At 41.9% G+C, this 24,503-nt stretch carries 20 protein-coding genes, 1 tRNA gene and 1 pseudogene; 11 read left to right on the top strand and 11 right to left on the bottom strand.

What is annotated here, in order from left to right; all coding sequences use genetic code 11:
* Positions 1 to 18: 18 nt before the first annotated feature.
* From oppA to ABR397_RS06225, 3 genes are all read right to left on the bottom strand, one after another.
* Positions 19 to 1,659 (bottom strand): oligopeptide ABC transporter substrate-binding protein OppA, encoded by a 1,641-nt coding sequence (gene oppA / locus ABR397_RS06235; RefSeq protein ID WP_350305025.1) that lies wholly within the window; start codon positions 1,657 to 1,659, stop codon positions 19 to 21.
* 137 nt (positions 1,660 to 1,796) lie between these two features.
* A complete protein-coding gene (locus ABR397_RS06230) occupies positions 1,797 to 3,434 on the bottom strand; it encodes an ABC transporter substrate-binding protein (RefSeq protein WP_350304949.1) in 1,638 nt (545 codons plus the stop codon).
* 560 nt (positions 3,435 to 3,994) lie between these two features.
* On the bottom strand, positions 3,995 to 4,639 hold the full coding sequence (locus ABR397_RS06225; protein ID WP_350304948.1) for a YchE family NAAT transporter: 645 nt from the start codon (positions 4,637 to 4,639) through the stop codon (positions 3,995 to 3,997).
* Between the two features lie 410 nt (positions 4,640 to 5,049).
* Here ABR397_RS06225 and adhE point away from each other — a divergent pair, with 410 nt between their 5' ends.
* Positions 5,050 to 7,698 carry a bifunctional acetaldehyde-CoA/alcohol dehydrogenase gene (gene adhE, locus ABR397_RS06220; RefSeq protein WP_350304947.1) on the top strand — a complete coding sequence of 883 codons (2,649 nt, stop codon included), beginning with the start codon at positions 5,050 to 5,052 and terminating at the stop codon, positions 7,696 to 7,698.
* A 135-nt stretch (positions 7,699 to 7,833) separates the two neighbouring features.
* Here adhE and ABR397_RS06215 read toward each other — a convergent pair whose 3' ends face one another.
* Positions 7,834 to 8,430, bottom strand: a complete 597-nt coding sequence (locus ABR397_RS06215) for a thymidine kinase (protein WP_350304946.1) — start codon at positions 8,428 to 8,430, stop codon at positions 7,834 to 7,836.
* A gap of 641 nt (positions 8,431 to 9,071) precedes the next feature.
* On the opposite strand from ABR397_RS06215, the gene hns reads away from it, so the two are divergent.
* A complete protein-coding gene (gene hns, locus ABR397_RS06210; protein WP_021325507.1) occupies positions 9,072 to 9,476 on the top strand; it encodes a histone-like nucleoid-structuring protein H-NS in 405 nt (134 codons plus the stop codon).
* A gap of 294 nt (positions 9,477 to 9,770) precedes the next feature.
* Here the strand turns inward: hns and ABR397_RS06205 are convergent, their stop codons facing one another.
* The 4 genes from ABR397_RS06205 to rssB all read right to left on the bottom strand — a co-directional run bounded on the left by ABR397_RS06205 (position 9,771) and on the right by rssB (position 14,518).
* Complete coding sequence (locus tag ABR397_RS06205) at positions 9,771 to 10,784, bottom strand: NAD-dependent epimerase (protein ID WP_350304945.1); 1,014 nt, start codon at positions 10,782 to 10,784, stop codon at positions 9,771 to 9,773.
* 8 nt (positions 10,785 to 10,792) lie between these two features.
* Entirely contained in the window at positions 10,793 to 12,136 is a 1,344-nt protein-coding gene (locus tag ABR397_RS06200; protein WP_350304944.1) for a UDP-glucose dehydrogenase family protein, read from the bottom strand.
* A gap of 24 nt (positions 12,137 to 12,160) precedes the next feature.
* Complete coding sequence (gene galU, locus ABR397_RS06195) at positions 12,161 to 13,078, bottom strand: UTP--glucose-1-phosphate uridylyltransferase GalU (protein WP_350304943.1); 918 nt, start codon at positions 13,076 to 13,078, stop codon at positions 12,161 to 12,163.
* 414 nt (positions 13,079 to 13,492) lie between these two features.
* Entirely contained in the window at positions 13,493 to 14,518 is a 1,026-nt protein-coding gene (rssB, locus tag ABR397_RS06190; RefSeq protein ID WP_350304942.1) for a two-component system response regulator RssB, read from the bottom strand.
* Between the two features lie 156 nt (positions 14,519 to 14,674).
* Here rssB and ABR397_RS06185 point away from each other — a divergent pair, with 156 nt between their 5' ends.
* From ABR397_RS06185 to ABR397_RS06145, 9 genes are all read left to right on the top strand, one after another.
* Positions 14,675 to 15,136: a YchJ family protein gene (locus ABR397_RS06185; protein WP_350304941.1), complete on the top strand. Its 462-nt coding sequence runs from the start codon at positions 14,675 to 14,677 to the stop codon at positions 15,134 to 15,136.
* 47 nt (positions 15,137 to 15,183) lie between these two features.
* Positions 15,184 to 16,032 (top strand): formyltetrahydrofolate deformylase, encoded by an 849-nt coding sequence (gene purU, locus ABR397_RS06180; RefSeq protein ID WP_350304940.1) that lies wholly within the window; start codon positions 15,184 to 15,186, stop codon positions 16,030 to 16,032.
* Positions 16,033 to 16,185: 153 nt separating this feature from the next.
* A tRNA-Tyr gene (locus ABR397_RS06175) sits at positions 16,186 to 16,270 on the top strand.
* Positions 16,271 to 16,762: 492 nt separating this feature from the next.
* A complete protein-coding gene (gene otnK, locus ABR397_RS06170) occupies positions 16,763 to 18,055 on the top strand; it encodes a 3-oxo-tetronate kinase (RefSeq protein WP_350304939.1) in 1,293 nt (430 codons plus the stop codon).
* Positions 18,048 to 18,686 (top strand): 3-oxo-tetronate 4-phosphate decarboxylase, encoded by a 639-nt coding sequence (gene otnC / locus ABR397_RS06165; protein ID WP_350304938.1) that lies wholly within the window; start codon positions 18,048 to 18,050, stop codon positions 18,684 to 18,686. Before otnK ends, otnC begins: the two co-directional genes overlap by 8 nt.
* Positions 18,687 to 18,708: 22 nt before the next feature.
* Positions 18,709 to 19,488 (top strand): 2-oxo-tetronate isomerase, encoded by a 780-nt coding sequence (gene otnI, locus ABR397_RS06160; protein ID WP_350304937.1) that lies wholly within the window; start codon positions 18,709 to 18,711, stop codon positions 19,486 to 19,488.
* 12 nt (positions 19,489 to 19,500) lie between these two features.
* Positions 19,501 to 20,268: a DeoR/GlpR family DNA-binding transcription regulator gene (locus ABR397_RS06155; protein WP_350304936.1), complete on the top strand. Its 768-nt coding sequence runs from the start codon at positions 19,501 to 19,503 to the stop codon at positions 20,266 to 20,268.
* Positions 20,269 to 20,328: 60 nt separating this feature from the next.
* The gene (gene denD, locus ABR397_RS06150) at positions 20,329 to 21,294 is read left to right on the top strand and encodes a D-erythronate dehydrogenase (RefSeq protein ID WP_350304935.1); all 966 of its coding nucleotides are present in this window, start codon (positions 20,329 to 20,331) and stop codon (positions 21,292 to 21,294) included.
* 2 nt (positions 21,295 to 21,296) lie between these two features.
* Positions 21,297 to 22,682 (top strand): GntP family permease, encoded by a 1,386-nt coding sequence (locus tag ABR397_RS06145; protein ID WP_350304934.1) that lies wholly within the window; start codon positions 21,297 to 21,299, stop codon positions 22,680 to 22,682.
* Positions 22,683 to 22,903: 221 nt separating this feature from the next.
* Here ABR397_RS06145 and ABR397_RS06140 read toward each other — a convergent pair whose 3' ends face one another.
* The 3 genes and pseudogenes from ABR397_RS06140 to ABR397_RS06130 form a co-directional block, all read right to left on the bottom strand.
* Complete coding sequence (locus ABR397_RS06140; RefSeq protein WP_350304933.1) at positions 22,904 to 23,590, bottom strand: hypothetical protein; 687 nt, start codon at positions 23,588 to 23,590, stop codon at positions 22,904 to 22,906.
* Between the two features lie 161 nt (positions 23,591 to 23,751).
* Positions 23,752 to 24,048, bottom strand: coding sequence for a hypothetical protein (locus ABR397_RS06135; RefSeq protein ID WP_350304932.1), 297 nt, complete (start codon positions 24,046 to 24,048; stop codon positions 23,752 to 23,754).
* A 248-nt stretch (positions 24,049 to 24,296) separates the two neighbouring features.
* Positions 24,297 to 24,503: pseudogene (locus ABR397_RS06130) on the bottom strand (helix-turn-helix domain-containing protein); the annotation flags it as partial.

The following is a 24,503-nucleotide window of genomic DNA, read 5'->3' as shown; positions in this document are numbered from 1 at the left end:
CGGGCCGCCCTGCAACTATTAGTGTTTGATAATATAAAAATCTTTGGTGTGTAGATTATCCAAAGGATCTTTCCCTGTATAACCACCAACATAGGGCTTCACTAACCGGGTATTCGCATAGTAATAAAGGGGAACAATGGCTGAATCTTTATCTAGCTGTGTTTCTGCCTTTTGATAAATGGCCGCACGCTCATCATCAGTTTTTACTTGCAGGGATTCTTTCATCAGCTTATCAAATTCACTGCTCTTATAATGAGAAGTGTTATTACTGCTGTAAGAAAGTAACATATTAAGGAATGAAGAAGGTTCATTGTAATCGGCGCACCAGCCAGCACGGGCTACATCGTAATTGCCCTGATGTCGGGTATCAAGGAAGGTTTTCCACTCCTGATTTTCCAAACGAATATCAACACCTAAATTCTTCTTCCAGACAGAAGCTATTGCGATTGCAATTTTTTTATGTAGATCGGAGGTATTGTAAAGCAAGTTAAATTTCAATGGATTATCTTTAGTATAACCCGCTTCAGCCAGTAATTTTTTGGCTTCCTGGTTACGTTTTTCTTGGTTCCACTCAGTAAACCACGCGGGTTTTATCTCTTTCATACCATCAATAAACGGCGGTGTAAAACCGTAAGCAGGGATATCACCCTGTGCTTTTACTTTATTTGTCACAATGTCTTGGTCCATAGCCAATTTCAATGCAGTACGGACGCGAGGATCATTAAATGGCGGTTTTTCGTTATTAATTTCGTAATAATAAGTACATAGATATGGGTTGATATGCAACTCGTTCGGGAGCTCTTTTTTCAGTTTATGGAATAGCTCAATCGGCAAATTGGCATAAGTCATATCAATTTCACCGCTGCGATAACGGTTTACATCTGTTACTTCTGAGGAAATTGGTAGGAAAGTGACCTGATCAATAATAGTATTTTTGTTATCCCAGTATGTTGGGCTACGCTCCATCACAATACGTTCATTGACCACCCATTTTTTCAGTTTGAAAGCGCCATTACCTACAAAATTCTGCGGCTGAGTCCACTTTTCGCTATATTTTTCCACCGTAGCTTTATTAACCGGCGACATTGATGAGTGAGCCAAAAGCTTTGGCAGATAAGGCACCGCTTCACTCAATGTGAGCTGTAATGTATAGTCATCCAGTGCTTTTACACCCAGAGTATCCGGTTTCTTTTTGCCACTGATGATGTCATCAATATTCGTGATATGGGCATATTGGAGATAACTTTCATAAGGAGAAGCCGTATTAGGATCAGCCAGACGCTGCCAGCTGTAAACAAAATCATGAGCAGTGACAGGGTCACCATTAGACCACTTAGCATCTTTACGCATATGGAATGTCCAAACAGTAAAGTCTTTATTTTCCCAACTGGTTGCAGAACCCGGCAAAATTTCACCATACGGCCCAACAATTACAACACCTTCAAACAGATCGCGGGCCAAATGTGATTCCGGCACCCCTTCAATCTTATGAGGGTCCAGCGATTGCGGCTCAGAGGAGTTATTACGAACTAAAACCTGTTTATCAGCTAATTGAACACCGTCAGGTACTTTTGCAGCAAATACCTGACTCGCCACTACCATACTTAGTACAGCACTGATGCTGATAGTAAGTAATTTATTCTTAGTTGTGTTTATCATCATTTTTCTACTCCAATTTTACATCGTCAGACTTTTTATCAGTCGACGGCCCAGAAATACGGGTCGGATTATCACCTGCATTCAAAAGGAACGATTTTGTTTGCAGGACCAGTAACTCTTTTGAGTAAAACTAATGTCTAGTTTTTTATCATATACAGTCGCTTAATATCCATATAATCCAATGGGTCTTTCCCTGAAAACCCTCCCACTGATGGGCTAACAAGCCGTACACTCACTCGGTAATAAACGGGAATCAATGCCGAGTCTTTATCAAGTTGAAATTCAGCTTGTTGGTATAATTTCTTACGCGCAGCCGCATCTTTAGCGACTAACGCCTGCTCCAGATAGCTATCGAAAGTTTTATTCTGGTAGAAAGTCGTGTTATTACTGCTATGAGAAAGCAACATATTTAAAAACGCAGTAGGTTCATTGTAATCCGCACACCAAGTCGCTCTGGTAACCTCGTAATTCCCTTGGTGACGACTTTCGAGAGAGGTTTTCCATTCCTGATTCTGTAAAATCACATCAGCTCCCAGATTCTTTTTCCACATGGAGGCTGCGGCGATAGCCTGCTGTTTATTTTGATCCGATGTGTTGTATAACAATGTGAACTTCAGCGGGTTTGCCTGATTAAAACCCGCCTGCGCCAGTAATTCTCTAGCACGCTTATTACGCTGTTCCTGTGTCCAGTCAGCCCACTCTGGTTTAGAAAAATCACCACCACCGATAAACGTTGGAGTAAAACCATAGGCCGGTATTTGCCCCTGCCCCATAATTTTTCCCGCAATAATCTCCCTGTCGAGAGTTAACTTAACGGCTTCACGGACTCTTACATCAGTAAACGGGGGTTTATTATTGTTAATTTCGTAATAGAACGTACAAAGATAAGGGCTGACGTGCATCTGATCAGGGATCTCTTTTTTCATTTTCCGATACAAATCCGGAGGGATAGCGCTGTTGGTGATATTTATTTCCCCACTACGATAGCGGTTAACACTGCTGGTTTCGGACTGAAGTGGTAAAAGCGTCGCTTGCTCAATAATAGTCTTACCGTTATTCCAGTATTGTGGATTCCGTTCAATCACAATCCGCTCATTCACCACCCACTCTTTCAACCGATACGCCCCATTGCCCACATAATTTTCTGGCAGAGTCCATTTATTACCCAATTTTTCAACCAGATCCTTTTTCACTGGTTTCATTGCCGTATGACTAAGCATATTGACGAAATAAGGCACGGGATGCGTCAAAGTAACCTGCAAACGATGATCATCCAGCGCTTTAATTCCCAACTGGTCAGGAGATTTTTTGCCTTTTAGAACATCATTAATGTTTTCAACGTAAGCATATTGAAGATAACTGGCATAAGGTGAACCCACCGTTGGATCAGCTAATCGCTGCCAGCTATACACAAAATCATGTGCAGTGACGGGAGTTCCATCACTCCATTTAGCATTATCACGCAGATAAAAAGTCCAGACCTTGTAATCCTGATTTTCCCAATGACTCGCAACGCCCGGAATAGTCTCTCCCTCAGAACCCGTACTGACTAATCCTTCCAGGAGATTAAGAATAATGTTGGTTTCCGGCGCACCTTCGACTTTATGTGGATCAAGTGAAGCAACTTCCGTGCCATTATTGATAATAATCTGCTGTTTATCCGCAAGCTTCACACCCTCTGGAACATCAGCAGCAAACACGGCTGTAGCAGGAAATACCAATAATAAAAATATACAGGAAATAAACTTATATAATTTTAATTGTTTGCTCTTCATTTGTTACCTCCAGTTTGGTGAGCCTGCTCATTCATTTCGCATATATCCTATAAAGGCCAGTACCTTCACATTATTTAGCTCAAAGTAACGGATTAAATATTAAAGGTGACTTATCATATCAATTGTTAAAATACCCTTCCCATATTGTAAAAACCATCCTTACAAACAACTTAATGCAATCTATTACGTTAATTGACAAAACATCCCAACAAACGGCATAACAAGTTGATATACATCACTTTATTCACATTTAACTTAACTAAAATAGTAAACAAAGGTAGTCTAGAGATGAAAATAAACATAATTTTAACAAATTGCAATCAATGCAAATTAAAAACCTACATTCATCACAAAACTACGGTGGAAGTAACCAGTTACAGATTGAACTAACAGGTAAGAATAATTTAGAAAAATATTGGGTTATTTGTATAAAATTCAGGAAGTACCAGTAAAGTAAGTGAGAAAAGCCCATAAAACAAGCTTTATAATAAAAATGACAAGAATATTATAATTTGTAATTTGACTCGAAAAAAATCCAGCACCTTTTATCGTCAATCGTATCAGAGTAACCCTGGAAATAATGCTCTGATCCCTGTCACAATCAGTTCGATTCCCAAAGACATCAATAGCAGCCCCATAATTCGGGTGATAACGTTAATGCCTGTTTGCCCAAGATATTTGACGACTAAGGGAGCTGATCGGAATAACAACCAACAGCAAAAAGCAAACAAAGCGCTGGTTAACACCAACCCAATAAAATTCTGCCACCCCTGATAGCGAGAACTCCAAACGATACAAGAGCTGATCGCCCCGGGGCCGGCCATTAACGGCAATGCCAGCGGCACAACACCAACACTCTCTCTAATGGCGGTTTCTGATTTTTCTTGCTTATTCTGTTTGTCTTCCCCAAGTTTACCGTTAATCATCGACATAGCGATGGTCACAACAAGGATCCCACCGGCAATACGGAAAGAGTCGATGGAAATGCCAAACATCCGCAGTATTAAGTCACCCAGCAGCAAAGCAGCCCATAAAATGATGGCAACAGAAATATTGGCAATAAAATTAGTTCTATTGCGGGCAGCCTGAGCTTGGTAGTGAGTCATGCTGATAAAAACCGGCAAAATACCAACAGGATTAACGAGTGCGAACAACCCAACAAAAAACTTAATGTAACCAGGAAGATCCAACAGTAAATCACCCACGAATAACCCCTCTTGAGTTACGCAGTGTTAACGATAATATTTTCATATGATCACTCACTCAAAAATCATAGAAAACTTAATTTTTTCTTTACTTTATACTGATAAAGTTCCGCTTTCCATCGACTGCGATTCATTTTCAATTTAAAATGTCTTATATAACAAATCGTTAACCAGATTTTTTCATTAGATTAAAACTCAACCTGATTAACGCTTTTATCACCCAACTCATAATAATGATCACTCAGCCAAGCTGAAAGGAATCAGCTTGAGATTTATGTGATTAAGATCAATATCTATTTAATACCAAATGGTAATCTGTAGCCATCATAAAATCACCAAGCTAAATAGTCCACAAAACTCTTATTTATTGATATTAAAAGATTTTTAATATTTTCCAGGAGTACTTCTTTATGACTGTAACTCATATTACTGAACTGAACGAGCTGGTTGCCCGGGTTAAAAAAGCACAACGTGAATTTGCCAATTTTTCTCAGGAGCAAGTTGACAAGATCTTCCGTGCAGCGGCCCTTGCAGCAGCAGACGCACGCATCCCTTTAGCAAAATTAGCCGTGGTGGAATCAGGGATGGGGATTGTCGAAGACAAAGTGATCAAAAACCATTTCGCTTCCGAATACATCTATAACGCTTATAAAGATGAGAAAACCTGCGGCATTTTGTCTGAAGACAAAACATTCGGCACCATCACTATCGCCGAACCTATTGGCTTAATCTGCGGTATCGTGCCAACGACTAACCCAACATCCACCGCTATTTTTAAGGCTCTGATCAGCCTGAAAACCCGTAACGGTATTATTTTCTCACCCCATCCACGCGCTAAAAAAGCAACCAATAAAGCAGCTGAATTGGTTCTGTGTGCTGCGGTTGAAGCTGGTGCGCCAAAAGATATTATTGGCTGGATTGATGAGCCATCTGTTGAGCTTTCCAATGCATTGATGCACCACCAGGATATCAACCTGATCCTAGCGACCGGCGGCCCTGGTATGGTAACAGCGGCATACAGCTCTGGTAAGCCGGCAATCGGCGTTGGTGCGGGTAACACACCGGTCGTCATCGACGAATCAGCGGATATTAAACGTGCGGTAGCCTCTATTCTGATGTCCAAAACTTTCGACAACGGCGTTATCTGTGCTTCAGAACAGTCCGTTATCGTAGTGGATTCTGTTTATGATCAGGTGCGTAAACGTTTCTTTACTCATGGAGGTTATCTGTTACAAGGCAAGGAACTGAAAGCTGTTCAAGATATCATCCTGAAAAACGGTAACCTAAATGCGGAGATTGTTGGTCAACCCGCAGCAAAAATTGCCGAAATGGCAGGTTTTCATGTTCCGGAAAGAACCAAGATCCTGATTGGAGAAGTCAATCTGATTGATAAAGCAGAGCCTTTTGCCCACGAAAAACTGTCGCCATTACTCGCAATGTATCGTGGCAACAATTTTGAAGATGCGGTAGAGAAAGCAGAAAAACTGGTTGAAATGGGGGGAATTGGTCACACATCCTGCCTGTATACCGACCAAGATAATCAAGCGGCACGAATCAAATACTTCGGCGATAAAATGAAAACAGCCCGTATTCTGGTGAATACACCCGCATCTCAGGGGGGAATCGGTGATCTCTATAATTTCAAACTCGCCCCATCTCTGACACTGGGTTGCGGTTCATGGGGAGGAAACTCCATCTCTGAAAACGTAGGACCAAAACATCTTATCAACACCAAAACTGTGGCGAAAAGGGCAGAAAATATGCTGTGGCATAAACTTCCGAAATCAATTTACTTCCGCCGCGGTTCACTGCCTATCGCATTAGAAGAAGTCGCAACTGATGGCGCAAAGCGTGCTTTCATCGTAACAGACCGTTTCTTATTCAATAATGGCTATGCTGATCAAGTCACTGATGTGCTGAAATCCCACGGGATAGAAACTGAAGTTTTCTTTGAAGTTGAAGCAGACCCAACGCTAAGCATTGTGCGTAAAGGCGCAGAACAAATGCACTCATTCAAGCCAGATATCATTATTGCCCTGGGTGGTGGTTCTCCAATGGATGCGGCCAAAATTATGTGGGTGATGTATGAACACCCTGAAACGCATTTCGAAGAATTAGCCCTGCGGTTTATGGATATCCGTAAACGCATCTATCGATTCCCCAAAATGGGGGTTAAAGCGAAAATGGTGGCGATTACCACAACTTCCGGTACAGGCTCTGAAGTGACGCCCTTCGCCGTTGTCACTGATGATGCAACCGGTCAGAAATATCCACTGGCTGATTATGCTCTGACGCCGGATATGGCTATCGTTGATGCCAACCTGGTGATGAATCTGCCTAAATCACTGTGTGCTTTTGGTGGTCTGGATGCAATCACCCATTCCCTGGAAGCTTACGTATCGGTCCTGGCAAACGAATACTCTGACGGACAAGCACTGCAAGCGCTAAAACTGCTGAAAGAGTTCCTCCCAGCCAGTTATCACGAAGGCGCCACGAACCCAATCGCCCGTGAACGGGTTCATAATGCTGCAACTATTGCGGGTATTGCATTTGCTAATGCTTTCCTGGGGGTATGTCACTCTATGGCGCATAAATTGGGTTCTGAGTTTCATATTCCACATGGCCTTGCTAACGCGCTGCTGATTTGTAACGTTATCCGCTATAACGCTAACGATAACCCAACCAAACAGACTGCATTCAGCCAATATGACCGCCCGCAAGCCCGCCGTCGTTATGCTGAAATTGCGGATCATCTTGGTTTGTCTGCGGCCGGCGATCATACGGCGGCAAAAATCGAAAAACTGCTGGCATGGCTGGAAGAGATGAAATCGACACTGGGTATCCCAACATCTATCCGCGAAGCCGGTGTTCAGGAAGCCGACTTCCTAGCGAAAATTGATAAGTTATCTGAAGATGCCTTCGACGACCAATGTACTGGCGCTAACCCACGCTACCCTCTGATTTCTGAGCTGAAACAATTATTGCTGGATTCATTCTATGGACGTGAATTCACAGAAACAGAGGTAACACCAGAACCTCCGGAAAAAAACGCCTGTTAACTGATTTAAACCACTTAAAGGGGGCAAATATAAGCCCCCTTTAACTTTACCTCTGCCCCATTTTTCTCAATGTTAATCCAAGCCCTCAAATGGCTTCAAGAAACTTTACAACAGACAGCAGTATAAATTGTATACTTATCTTCGTCTTTCCTTAGCCTTACTGATAGCATCCATATAGTGTTTACGGCAAACAGACACATATTTCTCATTACCGCCAATATCGACCTGTTCGCCATCATAAATGGCCACACCTTCGCCATCAAAACGTAACACACGGCTTGCCTTGCGCCCACAATGACAGATAGTTTTCAGCTCAACCAGCTTATCAGCCCACGCCAGCAGATACTGACTACCACTAAAAAGCTCCCCGCTGAAATCCGTTCTCAGCCCATAGCAAAGAACCGGAATATTATCGTAGTCAGTCACTTTACATAGCTGTTCAACCTGCGCTTTTGTGAGAAACTGACACTCATCAATCAGCACACAATGCACTTTTTCCTGCATATTTTCATTTCTGATTAACTCACCAATATCTGTCTGTTGGCTAAACAGAAATGCATCAGCAGATAATCCAATACGAGAACTGACTTTTCCTTTCCCAAACCGGGTATCAATTTCTGCGGTAAAAATCAACGTTCTCATCCCTCTCTCATTATAGTTATAAGAGGATTGCAACAGTGATGTCGATTTTCCAGCGTTCATTGCGGAGTAATAAAAATAAAGTTGAGCCATCGGCCCTGCCTCTTAACAAAATTTATAAAACCATATAGTCAGATGAGTTTATCATAAACTTTAGTGGTGATTATCCATCTCAGTAAGCTTTACCGATTGATATACAGAAATATTTAGCTTAGTGATGTCTTAATGATTCATGACCCTGATCACATCAAATGGGGAATAAAGCGCATTTGAACGACAAATGTTCATCTTTAAATTAAGAAATGAAAGCCATACTGATTTGTTGCATATTGTATACAAATTAATAAGGTGCGTGACTTACTTCCAGAAAATAGTCACAGAAAATCGGCGATAACTCATGGATTAGTCATAAGTTTTTTTTAACTTAGTATTATTCTGCCTTAGCGGGTATGATAAGAAACAGTTAAAATTACTTACCGATTTAGTATATGCTTGGTTTATAAATTAGAGAGATAATCAGGCTCCCTTTGTTAAAGGTACCCTGAACATGTTATTGTGGAATGACAATCAAAATAGCTGTATAAAAAGCGCTATATAACTTTTGTAAAGAAATTACGTTTAAAAAAAAGAGTCATTTTATCCGAATATGAGAAATTGACTATTGCAGAAAATAAAATAGCATTCTATTATTATATCCACATCAGTCATCATCATTATAATTTGAGACCAGGACAATGAGCGATTTAAAAACCCTAAATAACATCCGTACTTTACGAGCTCAAGCAAGAGAATGTGAACTTGAGTTCTTAGAAGAAATACTTGAAAAACTGACCGTCGCTGTTGAAGAGCGTCGTGAAGAAGAAAGTCAGGTAAAAGCTGAATTAGAGGAACGTTCACGTAAATTGGAAGAAGTTCGTAAAATGATTCTTGAACAAGGAATTGATCCAAGCGAATTGCTTCAGACAATGAGCGCCGGCAAATCTGCTGGTAAAACAAAACGTCCTGCGCGTCCAGCTAAATACCAATATGTTGATACAAACGGTGAAACTAAAACCTGGACTGGTCAGGGACGTACGCCTGCTGTTATCAAAAAAGCAATTGAAGACGAAGGAAAAACTCTGGAAAGCTTCTTGCTCTAACATATTGTTTTTGAATTGATTTAATTATAAAAATACCCTCTTACAAGGGTATTTTTATTATATAAACGGTTTAACTGACAAACGGATTAATGCCTGTTATATGAGCTTAAACATCATTGGCAGGCATTTAATCAAGTAACAACCTGTAGTGTCATTTCTTTGTTGTGAAGCAACGCTAGCTGGTTACTGACTTAGCCAATGCTAAGGCAAATTAATAACCAATCAGGTATAGTTATTTACTTCTCTTGTCGCTGTCAGTGATTCAATAGAAAAGGAGCCAATGGCTCCTTTTTCTTATTTGGATTGATGATAGAAATTCAAATACCACTCTACAAACTGCTTCACGCCATGCTTTAGCGGCGTATTGGGGGCAAATCCTATTTTTTGAAAAAGGTCACTTGAATCAGCACAGGTCGATAGAACATCACCATCTTGAATGGGCATAAAGTTTTTCTTAGCCTGAATGCCTAATGACTCTTCTATCGCCTCAATAAAATCACCTAGTCTAGTCGGTTGACCATTACCAATATTATAAATACAGTAAGGAGCAGAACTGGCAGATATTTGCCCATCCTCAACAATCCAGCTCTCATTTGATGCAGGAATGATGTCTTGCAACCTGATTATTGATTCAACGATATCATCTATATAAGTAAAGTCTCTAACCATGTTGCCGTAGTTATAAACATCAATAGGCTGCCCTAATAACATCGCTTTAGTGAACTTAAATAAAGCCATATCAGGACGTCCCCACGGGCCATATACGGTGAAAAATCGCAAGCCTGTCGTTGGCAACTGATAAAGATGAGAGTAACAATGAGACATTAATTCATCTGATTTTTTAGTTGCCGCATATAGTGAAATTGGGTGATCAACTGAATCGTTTGTCGAAAACGGTTGCTTTCTATTTAACCCATAAACAGAACTAGAAGAAGAATATAATAAATGTTCAATATTATTATGACGACAACCCTCCAGGATATTGATATGCCCGACGATATTCGAATCAATGTAAGCCATTGGGTTTTGCAACGAATAGCGAACACCAGCCTGAGCTCCCAGATGGATAACCCGCTGGAATTGATGCCGCACAAAAAGATCGAAAATGGCTATTCTGTCAGCTAAATCCAGCTTTTCAAATTTAAAACCCGGCTTATCAAATAATAGATCTAACCGTGCTTGTTTAAGATTCACATCATAATAGTCATTAAGGTTGTCAATACCCACAACCTCATGCCCCATTTTCAATAATCGCTGGCTCACATGAAAACCAATAAAACCAGCAGCACCTGTCACTAAGAATTTCATCGTATTACTCAGATAACTGGGTTAATGGATGCGCCACGACCAATCCCATAATAAGTAAAACCACGGGATTGCAGGCGTTCAGGATCATAGAGATTCCGTCCGTCAAAGATAACTGGCGTCCTGAGAGACTCTTTGATGACATCAAAATCCGGCGCACGGAAACTTTTCCATTCAGTACAGATAATCAGGGCATCTGCCCCATTCAGCGCCGCTTCCTTAGTCCCCATCAATGATAAATCATCACGTTGACCATAAATACGCTGAGCTTCCTGCATGGCCTCAGGATCGTAAGCCTGTATCTTAGCTCCTGCCTGCCACAACGTTTCCATCAAAACACGACTTGACGCTTCACGCATATCATCAGTATTCGGTTTGAACGATAATCCCCAGACCGCAAACGTCTTTCTGGATAAATCCTCCCCGAAATGGCGTTTGACAAAAGAAGGTAATTTGCTCTTTTGCAGTTCATTCACTTGTTCTACAGCATGAAGAATCTTGGGTTGATAGCCAATTTGCTCTGCGGTACGAATTAACGCCTGCACATCTTTCGGAAAACATGAGCCACCATAACCACAGCCTGGATAGATAAAATGATAGCCAATACGGGAATCAGAACCTATTCCCTGACGAACATGCTCAATATCCGCTCCCAGCATTTCAGCTAAGTTCGCGATCTCATTCATGAAACTGATTTTCGTTGCCAACATACAGTTCGCGGCATATTTCGTCAGTTCTGCACTGCGGATATCCATCACAATCATACGATCATGATTACGGTTAAATGGCTCATACAACTCACGCATCAGGTCAACGACTCTGTCGTTGTCACACCCAATAATAATCCGCTCAGGGCGCATACAATCTGCAACAGCGGCCCCTTCTTTAAGAAACTCCGGGTTAGAAACCACATCAAATGGGATATCAATATTGCGTTTACGCAGAGTCTCATTGACAACCGCATTAACTTTATCTGCTGTACCAACAGGAACCGTAGATTTATCAATAATAACTTTATAGCTATCCATGTACTCCGCAATAGTACGGGCAACGGCGGAGACATACTTCAAATCCGCTGAACCATCTTCATCGGGAGGCGTACCTACCGCAATAAACTGTAACTTACCGTGAGCAACACCGGCTTTTGCATCAGTGCTAAAATTCAGACGGCCTTCTTCATAATTCTTCTTAACCAGTGGCGCTAAACCAGGCTCAAAAATGGGGACTTGACCATTTTTCAGATTTTCAACTTTCTTTTCATCTATATCAATACAAAGGACATCATGCCCAACTTCAGCCAAAACCGTAGCCTGAACCAAACCAACATAGCCAATACCAAATACCGTAACTTTCATATGATACCTAAAATTTCCACAAGATTATTCTTTAGCTTGACCCTGCAAAGCCACCAGCCAATCAGTAAACTCTTTGCCTAAAACATGATGTTTCATACCATATTGGACAAACGCCTGCATATAGCCGAGCTTATTACCACAATCATGGCTTACCCCCCGCAAGTGATAAGCTTCCACGGATTCTTTTTCCATTAACATAGCAATAGCATCGGTAAGTTGAATTTCATCTCCGGCACCTGGCGCTGTTTTTGCCAATAATGGCCAAATTTTTTCAGACAACACATAACGACCAACAATAGAAAGGTTTGACGGCGCTTCTTTTGGTTCAGGTTTTTCAACCACACGCCTGATAGGTTTACTGTCTCCGGGTTGCAGATTTTCTCCCTGGCAATCGACAATACCATAACTGGCAACATCTTCATGCGGTACAGGTTCTACTAATATCTGGCTGGCTCCCGTTTCATTATAACGAACCAACATCTCGCTCAGATTATATTTAGTCAAGTCTGTACTGTACTCATCAAGAATAACGTCAGGGAGTATCACCGCAAAAGGCTCATCGCCAATTAAAGGCTTAGCACATAACACCGCATGGCCTAATCCTTTAGCAATTCCCTGACGAGTCTGCATAATAGTGACGTGATTTGGACAAATAGATTGAACTTCATCCAGTAGCTGACGTTTCACCCTTTGCTCAAGGATAGCCTCCAGCTCGAAACTGGTATCGAAATGGTTTTCAATTGAATTTTTTGATGAATGAGTCACCAGGATAATTTCATTAATGCCAGCGGCAATACATTCATTAACAACATACTGAATAAGAGGTTTATCCACTAAGGGCAGCATCTCTTTAGGAATTGCTTTCGTAGCGGGTAACATCCTTGTTCCCAATCCCGCGACGGGAATAACGGCTTTCTTTACTATTTTACTTACTGATGGCATTAATCTTTTCTCCTAATGTTTTTTGGCTGAAACAAATCCGTCTTCAGCCCAAAATCAGTGCTGGCCCTTTAAGAATCTATTCCAATAAGGCGTCATTAATTGCAGACTATTCTTGTCAATAAATCGAGAATACAGACAGCATACAAAAACCGACGCATACACAGAACACATCGCTTTGCCCGCCTTTCTGGTCACATGAATAGTGCACTCAAAAGTTATCGCTTTTATCTGCGCCGTGCTAAATTCACTCTTTGCACTAAAGAACGACAAATAAAATAGCCTGGTAGATCCCAAGCAGAATGAACCGAGTATACCAGCTAATTCTATCCGATAAACAGCGCCATTCTGTTTAATTACATCACCGTGACTTGGTGTTTAATATCTACTTTAAACAAAATCCCACCTTGGTAGTATTCACCCGGAATATATTGAAGAAAGCATCAATTTTATTTGACTATCTGTATTCCAAATCCGACATTGCCATTCAGCACTATGAGAACAAACCTGGTTCGAACAAATTGTTCTCAATGTCCCAAGAGGAACACCACTATCTAATTGGATTTGGTGATTACCCGACTTAATACTGGCATGTAACCCCGCAGAAGTAAGCAGAACCGTTTTATTGATTGTATGATAATACCCAAGCAGCAATGGAAATTGTCCTTGTAATCCTGCATCTTCCAACAAATTATTAATCCTGTTTAGAATACCTGACATACTGGGTAAACGCCGGGAATGATGGGTGATATGCTCTTGTAACAAACTGTTAAATACGACTCTGAGTAATAATGCTGAAATCACACCATACTCGGTTGAACGGCTGATATCCAGACAATAAAAAGCTAATTCATTGTCAGATAACGCAGCCATATCGAGAATTAATCCTGGTTTATCAATCATATTTAATTTTCGGTAATTAACTTTACAGTGAGCAATCACCTGAGAAACCGGGGGTTGTAACTGCTTAAGCATATTTAATGCTTCATCTGAATTATGTTTCAGTGTTAACCAATCTTTATTCAAGTTATTCTGCTCAATTGCACCAGACATAAAAACAGTTGGATGTAAATAGGCCAGCACTGTTTTTTTTATCTCATTTAGATCTGCAACAGATTTTAATAAAACATCTTTTGCACCTAAACGAAGCACTTCATCAACTTCTGCCATCTTGTTAGTTGCTGAAATAATGATAACTGGAATATTAATCCCCTCATTAGTCAATTTCGCAACAAATTCAATGCCATTCATAACCGGCATATCTAAATCACATAAAATAAGTTCAATATGAGCTTCACGTCCCAATACCTGTAGTGCAATAGCGCCATTAGATGCGACCAATACCTTAGCGCCCAACGTTCGCAAATACCCAGCCAACAAAGAACTAAAAACAGGTTCATCCTCGACAATCAGAATCTGTTTGCCTGCCAGTGCTTTTTCCATAAACACGCTCCCTTAGCTTAATATTGCGACTTTCACCTGTTCTTAGGTACTATCAATCATATTAGTTCAATAAAGTGACTATCATTTGTTCTCTTACGTTTCTTTGCAATAGAAAATGCATAAAATGGTATTTCACCCTTTACAATTGGAGTTATTTTGACAGAGTTATGCCCTTGCGGCAGTGGAATAGATTTTGCGGATTGCTGTTCCGCCTATCTCAAAAACACAAAACCTGCCCCCAACGCCGAATCTTTGATGCGTTCCAGATACAGCGCCTATGTAAAACATAATGCTGATTATCTTATTGCCAGTTGGCATCCTGACTGCCAAGCTGAAAAGTGGCGTTCAGATATAGAGCAGAGTTTTATTGCTACCCAATGGCTCGGATTAAATGTTATCGCAACTGAAAAAGGTAAAAACGACAACGAAGCCTATGTTGAATTTTCGACTTGCTTTCTTGATCAAAAAGCCCAGGATAAACAACTTATTCATGAGCGTTCACGTTTTCTTCGTATAGACCGCCGTTGGTACTATATTGACGGCGTTAAACCTCAAGCTGGCCGTAATAGCCCCTGTCCATGTGGTTCAGGTAAAAAATACAAAAAATGTTGTGGTTAAAAACACCACAGAAAAAAAGTGAAAAAGATTTAAGGATCATCCCATTCATGCCACACCAACATGTACAAAAGAAAATTCTGCGCACTATTTGCCCTGATGCAAAAGGATTAATCGCCAAAATTACTAATATCTGCTACAAGCACCAACTGAATATCGTTCAGAATAATGAATTCGTCGATCATCATACCGGCCGCTTTTTCATGCGTACTGAGCTTGAAGGAATTTTCAACGATGAAACATTCCTTGCTGACTTAGATGACGCGCTGCCGGTGGGTTCTCAACGGGAATTAAACACTGCGGGTCGGCGGCGTATTGTTATTATGGTGACAAAAGAAGCGCATTGCCTTGGGGATTTACTGATGAAAAGCGCTTACGATGGGCTTGATGTTGAAATCGCTGCGGTTATCGGCAACCACGCAACATTACAATCATTAGTTGAACAATTTGGTATTCCTTTCCATTTAATCAGCCATGAAGGTTTAGCCCGTGAGCAACACGATGAAAAACTGATTGCCCAAATCGACCAATACAAACCTGATTACGTGGTACTCGCCAAATACATGCGTGTCTTGACACCGGAATTTGTTCAGCATTACCCAAATCAGATTATTAATATTCACCACTCCTTCTTACCTGCATTTATCGGGGCGCGCCCTTATCATCAAGCGTATGAAAGAGGCGTAAAAATCATAGGAGCGACAGCCCACTACGTGAATGATAATCTGGATGAAGGTCCAATCATTACTCAAAATGTCATCAACATAGACCACACATACACAGCTGAAGACATGATGAGAGCTGGCCGGGATGTTGAAAAAAATGTACTGAGCCATGCTCTATACTGGGTACTTGCCCAACGGGTTTTTGTTTATGGCAACCGTACGGTCATTCTTTAGTAGCATCGAATCCCTTGCTTATTGCTCACAACTGACTCGTTCGGGGCAAAAAAACAGCATATGGTAACTTATTTTCAAATATAGACTTTACAGCGGCGGTTCATTTGATATGATTCCGCCCGCTGTAAGCAACAGTGATACTTTTCAAAATCTGGTGGGGTTCCCGAGCGGCCAAAGGGAGCAGACTGTAAATCTGCCGTCACAGACTTCGAAGGTTCGAATCCTTCCCCCACCACCATCACAAATACATTTTCCTGATATTTAAACAAAACTGTAAATACGCTGGTAAACGTTACGGGGATGAATAAAACAGAACTCGTACACCTTGCCTTACGCAATCTGGCCGATCAATATCTTCCTCATTACGGAGGTGACTGGTGACGAAAGCAAAATGTATCCATAGTCATATTTTTCATCACACCTTTATGTGAAAGTTAACATTTCACAACAATCCAACATAAACCTTATAAATCAAATAATTATAAGAAAAATCAACTTCACACATAGGGTGCTCGAATGTGATAGTAGTCGTATATTTGTGAAATAGCGTGTGAAATAATCATAAAGAATAACAAATTATAACAGCAACACTAGGGAACCATCATGAACCCGTCAGCACAAAAAATAAGAATTATAGGATTGGGGGAATGGGAATCGCCTGTTCATTAATACGTGCAGGCATTTCCTACATATGGGTTTGATCTAACCTCACTTAGCCGGAGAGAAAATAATGACCATTAAATTGGGCGTTATTGCCGATGACTTTACCGGCGCAACCGATATCGCAGGTTTTATGGTACAAAGTGGCTGGCGAGTCGTTCAGCTGCTTGATACACCTGATGAAAATACCATCATTTCACAGAACATTGGCGCCCAAAATATTGATGCGATTGTTATCAGCCTGAAAAGCCGTTCCTGTCCGGTAGATGAGGCAGTGAATAACGCGCTGAAATCCTGTCGCTGGCTACGCCGGAAGGCAGGCTGTCAGCAAATATTCTTCAAATACTGCTCAACTTTTGATTCCACCAGCAAAGGCAATATCGGGCCGGTAACTGATGCTCTGATGGATGAACTAACAACAGATATCACGCTAATCTCCCCAGCCCTCCCTATCAACGGTCGGACAGTTATTCATGGGCATCTGTTTGTCAACGGCCAACTACTTAACGAAAGTGGTATGCAGCACCATCCCGTCACTCCCATGACAGATGCCAATCTGATACGCCTGATAGAGCAACAAGCCCAGGGAAAAGCAGATTTGGTGGATCTGACATGTATTCATCAAGGGGAACAGGCAATCCGCGATCGGCTAAACAATTTACAACAACAAGGCATACGTTACGCGGTAACAGACGCCATGACCATGAATGACCTGCTACCTACTGCCAGAGCTGCCTTAGAACTGAAATTAGTCACTGGCGGTTCCGGTCTTGGTGCTGCACTTGCTAGCATAGATACCGGAAAACCATTGATACCACGCCAGCCAGAAGGCGCAACACCACCAGCCCAGAATAGACGTACCGTAATCTTTTCCGGCAGTTGCTCCGCTATGACTCACCAACAAGTTTCTCAATACCAAAAACGGGCTCCTGCCAAAGCCCTGGATATTAGTTCATGCATCAATGATCCTCAGTATGCCGAACGACTGGTAACGTGGATTATTCAACAACCTGAAAACAGCCTGGCGCCAATGTTATACACGACTCAACCCCCGGAAATATTACGGAAAACCCAACAACAACATGGTACAACCATTGCCAGTAAAGCAATCGAAAACATATTCTCCAGTGTTGTAAAAAGCCTGCATCAACAAGGGTTCAATACATTTATTGTCGCAGGCGGCGAAACTGCCGGTAAAATAGTACAAAGTCTGAACAGCCGACAATTCAGTATCGGTGCCCCTATTGCTCCTGGCGTACCCTGGGTACACGATTTACAACACAATTATTGGCTGGCATTGAAATCAGGTAACTTCGGCGATATTGATTTCTTCCTGCGTGCACAGGAGATGTTTCATGTGTGAACAAGCGCTACGGACAGAACTCGTCGAATGGGCCCGTTCAATGTTTTACCGAGGTTATAGTAGTGGCGGTACCGGTAATATCAGCGCTAAGTTAGCAGATGGCACGATCATCATTACGCCGACCAACTCCAGTTTTGGCGATTTGCAAATTGATCGCCTGAGCAAGCTGGATGCAGAAGGTCACTGGCTATCTGGTGACCAACCCACAAAAGAAGTTTCCATGCACCTGGCAATGTACCGCAACCGTCCCAAATGTCAGGCGGTGGTGCACCTGCACTCCCCTTGGTTAACCGCCCTTTCCTGCCTGCCAAATCTGGACAACAGCAACTGTCTACCGCCGATAACACCTTACTATGTCATGCGGATTGGTGAACTGCCGCTGGTGAAATATCTACCACCAGGAGATAAAAGAATCGGTGAAGAAATTGCGAAGCTGGCCGCAAAACATAACGCAATTCTGCTATCGAACCACGGACCCGTTGTCAGCGGAGAAACTTTACGGCAAGCTTTTTTCAACGCGGAAGAATTGGAAGATACCGCCCGGCTCTATTTGACATTATTACCACACGGTTTCACGACGCTAAATGAAAAACAAGTACAAGAACTTGAAACGCGTTACCCAAAAGACTGAGTAAACCAACAAGGAATTGATCATGGCTAAATTTGCGGCAAACTTGAGCATGATGTTCAAAGACGTGCCTTTTACAGAACGTTTTGCCCGCGCAGCCAAAGCCGGATTTAAAGGCGTTGAATATCTGTTTCCTTACGAAGCAGCGGCAGAAGATCTTGCTGCCCTGTTAAAACAGCATCAATTAACCCAAGTTTTATTCAACATGCCAGCCGGAAACTGGGCGGCAGGCGAAAGAGGAACCGCCTCTATTCCCGGACGTGAAAAAGAATTTGCGGAAGGTGTGCAAACGGCCCTGAAATACGCAGTAACGCTGAACTGCAACCAGGTTCATGCTATGGCGGGAAAGCTGAATAAACAGTTTACACCGGAACAACAGCGTGAGTGTTATATCAAAAATATTCAACATTCCGCAGATGTGATGGCAGAACATAATATCAATATATTAATTGAACCGATTAATACCCGTGATATGCCGGGTTATTTTCTGACAACTCAACACCAGGCCGAAGTATTGCTCAAAGAAATTGATCGTCCAAACGTTTTTATCCAGTTAGATCTATACCACTGCCAGATTGTGGAAGGGGATTTATTGCACACCATTGAGCGCCTATGGGGAAAATTCAGCCACATCCAAATTGCCTCTGTGCCGGAACGCCATGAACCCGATAGCGGCGAGGTAAACTACCCATGGTTGTTTAATAAACTGGATGACATGGGTTATCAAGGGTGGCTGGGTTGCGAATATCACCCCGCCGGCCACACTGAAGACGGTCTGGATTGGCTTCTCAAAGCACAGAAATAACCAGGAGAAAACATGCTCCCATCAGAGCGCAGAGACTTTATTTATCGTTATGTACATGAATATCGGACAATCTCTATCAATACACTGGTTGAATTGATGAATGTCTCGCATATGACAGTACGGCGGGATATCCGCACTCTGGAGGAAGAAGGAAAAGTGATCAGTGTCAGTGGTGGCGTGCAACTTAGCGATGTCTTACGTCAGGAACTGCCCTGGAATGAAAAAGCCCGGCTTCATCACCGGCATAAACGGGAAATTGGTCAATACGCAGTATCTATGGTTGAAGACGGACAAGTGGTTTATCTTGATGCCGGTACCACCACGTTTGAGATTGCTAAAGTGCTGGCTGAACGTTTTAACCTCACTATTATCACTAATGATTTTTCCATTACCCAATACCTGATGAACAAACCCCAGTTGAACCTGTTTCATACCGGGGGGCAAGTCGATAAGAGGAATCACTCTTGTGTTGGCCGCACCGCAGCTATGCTGCTTCGCAGCCTGAATGTGGATATCGCCTTTATTAGCACCAGCTCATGGAATCTGGAGCATGGCGTCTCCACGCCGCATGAAGAAAAAGTATTAGTTAAACAGGCAGTACTGGAAATCGCCCGCCGCCGAGTTTTGGTTTCCGACAGCAATAAATATGGCAAATACAGTATGTTTCGTATCTGCCCGCTTTCGAGTTTGGATGACATTGTCTGTGATAGCCAACTTCCGTTAAAGGTGCAGCAGCAATTACGAGAGCACAACCTGATATTGCATACCGTCAACGTATAAAAATAAGAATTCCTACCCTACAAGCAAATAGTCCCCAAGGCTATTGAACAGGAGAGTCACATGAAAGTGATAATCACTGGCGGCGCAGGTTTTCTGGGCCAGCAACTCGCCAGTGCTTTACTAGAAAACAACCAGGAATTAAATTTCGATCAGCTAATACTGACCGATATTCAACACCCTGTTTCACCGGTCAATGATCTTCGCGTCCAGTGTCTGGCACTGGATTTAACTCAGGCAAATGCGGCAGAAAAGTTGATTGATGAAAACAGCGCCGTATTATTTCATTTAGCCGCCATTGTCAGTAGCCATGCTGAAAATGATTTCGATCTAGGTTTGCAAGTTAACTTCGATGTCACCCGAAACTTATTGGCAATCGCACGGGCCAGAAATCCAAAATTGAAGTTTATTTTCACCAGTTCCCTTGCGGTATTTGGTGGAGAATTACCGGCGACTATCACCGAACAGAACGCAGTTAATCCTCAATCATCCTACGGCACACAAAAAGCCATGTGTGAATTACTGATTAACGACTATTCCCGTAAAGGGTATGTGGATGGCCGGGTACTCCGCCTGCCGACAATCAGTGTTCGCCCCGGAAAACCAAACAAAGCCGCATCCTCTTTTGCCAGTGGCATTATCCGTGAACCTTTGCGTGGCGAAAGCAGCATCTGCCCGGTTTCCCGCGATCTCACCTTATGGCTTTCCAGCCCTGAAACGGTGATCCGAAACTTTATTCATGCCGCTCAAATCCCAGCAGAGAAATTTGGCCTTTCCCGCACAGTTAATTTACCCGGTATCAGTGTCACCGTTCAGGACATGATTGATGCACTGGCAGAAATTGCCGGGCAAAAAGCAGTGGATCTGATCCGCTTCGAACCAGATGAAAACATTAACCGCATTGTCGCTGGTTGGCCGGGTAATTTTGATATCAACCGTGGGCTGTCGCTCGGTTTCCGGGTTGATCGCGCTTTCAGTGATATAATCCATGCTTTTATCGCCAATAACCTGTCCCTGAGTGGAGGCTGATTATGGCGCTCTACGTTCCGGTCATTGGTCTGGGTATAGCCGTATTTACCCTAATCTTTCTGGTATTACGTACTCGTGTTCATGCTCTACTGGCAATGCTGATTGCAGCGGTGATCGCCGGGATCTCCGGGGGTTTAACCGCCGCGAATACCATCGATATCATGACTAAAGGTTTCGGCTCTACACTGGGCAGTATTGGTATCGTCATCGGTTTGGGGGTCATGATGGGACGGGTGCTGGAAGTTTCCGGCGCAGCTGAACAGATAGCCTACAGCTTTATCAAATGGTTAGGTAAAAAACGCGAAGAGTGGGCATTAGCGATCACCGGTTATATCGTCAGCATTCCGATTTTTGTCGACTCCGCTTTCGTTATCCTCTATCCACTGGCTAAGGCCCTGGCGAAAAAAGGCAAACGCAATCTGCTGACGCTTGGCGTCGCATTGGCCGGTGGATTGGTTGTTACCCACAGTGCCGTCCCGCCAACACCGGGGCCACTGGGTGTTGCCGCTATCTTTGGCGTAGATATCGGCGCCATGATGCTGGCCGGCATGGTTTTAGCTGTTCCTTGTGTTATCGGTATCGTGTTTTATGCCAAATGGTTAGCCATAAAATATCCGGAATTTCAGCCAGTTGATGAAACAGCAGAAACTGAGGACCTGAAAGAAATCCATCAGCGCTATATAGAAGAAAAAGTAAATAAACCCCTACCCGGTCTATTTCTCTCTCTGATGCCGATTATCGTTCCTATTGTATTGATCTTCATTAAAGCCATTAATGGACTGTTATTGAGCACCAAAACTTTTTTTGGGCAAGAAAACAACTTATACTTTCAGGCATTTGATTTCCTCGGTGCGCCAGTTATCGCCTTGGCGATAAGTGTATTGCTGGCAGTTTATACCCTGATGCCAAAAGCGAACAAACATGAAGTGATTGACCGTCTGGAAGAAGGTTTGCAAACTGCCGGCATTATTTTGCTGGTGACGGGAGCTGGTGGTGCATTAGGGGCGGTATTGCGCGAAAGTGGAACCGGCACTATTTTGGCACAACACATAGCGAATTTACCTCTGACACCTGTGTTGATCCCATTTATTATTGCAACCCTGGTTCGACTGATCCAAGGTTCCGGTACCGTAGCAATGATTACCGCGGCTTCTATTTCCGCACCGATTATTAGTCAGATTCCGGGGATCAATATGCTGGTTGCCGCACAAGCGGCAACCATAGGATCCCTATTCTTCAGTTACTTTAATGACAGCCTATTCTGGGTGGTTAACCGAATGATAGGAATTAAAGATGTCAAACAACAAATGATCGTCTGGTCAATGCCAACCACTATTGCCTGGGTAATTGGCTTATGTGGCGTCATCATTCTGGATCTGGTGTTATAGACGCCTACTCACCAATAAAGCGATATTAATTCAGCCTCTCTTGTATGGGAGGCTGAATCAGATTATTGATAATCCTACGACGCTTACAGAGTTTTATTTCTTAATCATAGAAAGCCACAACTGCAATACAGGGCCTGGGTATATCTCCCGGGGATTCGCACCCTTGCCGTCGCGATCCATCTTGAAATCCATTGGGTATATACGCAACACTATCATTGTCCTTAAAAACCGCTGTTTCCGATAAGCTGCCGTAAGGTAGCCACACCAGCATTTTCTTGGATCGGGTTATTCTCAATCAACTCTTCTATTTCTTTATTCAAATCTAATCCAGGATAGGCAACATCAAACACCTCAGTTGCTGAATGGTATCCTCCACCAACTAAAAATGCAAAGGTTGCTATTGCTAATTTCTTCCTTTCCACCATAGTCATATCAGGGAATAAAATATCAGCAGCAACTAAAACACAAGATGTACTACCAGATACGGATCCTATTAATGGAGAATCACAATCAAAGGTTCTGTTAACAAACACTGACTCTACAACCCTTTTATCCTCAGCATCCAATTCATGTGTAAATGTTCTAAATAGTGGTCTACGTTTTGTAAGTTCAGGAATGGTTAAAAATGATTTTTGCTCTTCCGTAAGACTATCAAAGGTTGGAGTATCTAAAATACCTATATCTGAACGATATTGGCTGCTCTTAATATTGCTCCTTCCTCTAACTTTAAAAAGATTAGTTGGTCTGTTTTTTTCTATTATATCATTTACTTCTATCCCTTTTCCATCAAAGATAAAATCATAATTTCCAATATCCTTTGAGGAAAAATCAATAATAAAAGCTCCCAAAGACTTTATTAATAGTATTTTTTTAACAAATAATTGAGGAGTATCCGATTTTCCTTGCAATACATTTAAGATTTCATTTTTACCTGGAGTAAATCGTCCAAATTGGCCCTCTGGACTCGTATCTTTTTCAATAAAATCGTACAGTTTTCTTTGGAAATTATTTTTTTCATAGATCTTAGATATTATATTGAATAATTTTTTTGATAATTTATCTATTACACCTAAAAAAAAGATGGATTTTGTAAAACAAATGATGCAGCGAAAGACTCAAACAATGACTTATTTTTATTATTAAAATTAGTATCATGTTTAATATCCGACTGGTATTCAAATGTATGCATTCTCTTCCTTTTTTCACCAAAATAATCAACAGTGGTCAATATATCATTTCTATTTTTTATTCTGACACGATTCATGTCTTCATAGTGGTTAATGCTGTCATCCCATTGACTATAATTACTTCTTTCAAATTTCTTCTTTGTTGTTGGTTCACCATTCTTTTTTTTCGAGTCATACATAATAATCACCTCTACCTTTTCAAAGATAAAATTCTTATAACCACGAGGGTTCAACTAATAAATGAACTCATAACAACCATATCGTTTACAATAATATTTACTGGCAATCCTCAGATGCTTCCATAAATCACCTCATTTTATTTTATCTTTACAAATCTATCTAAATACCCAAGAAACTTCAAGATGCAGTTTTTAGCACCTGAAAATGGTCGTTAATTCTAGACATCAGCGATATCCGCTATATCAGGGATAGGTTCGTCTTTCGCGGCAACTTTAAGATTTTCATAATATTCAATAAATTGTTGCTGTTTCTCTGCATCGAATTTATGAGGAACACCACCAAGTTTTTATAAGAAAAACCCTGACGGTGTAGCCATTTATTCATGCCGGGAATGCTAAAGGTAATCTTCCAGAGCTGAGCAACATAGGCCACGATTTCATGGGTGTGATGGAAA

The organism is Photorhabdus viridis (assembly GCF_040256935.1).
Classification (GTDB): domain Bacteria; phylum Pseudomonadota; class Gammaproteobacteria; order Enterobacterales; family Enterobacteriaceae; genus Photorhabdus; species Photorhabdus viridis.
This window is presented reverse-complemented; position numbering and strand designations above follow the sequence as displayed.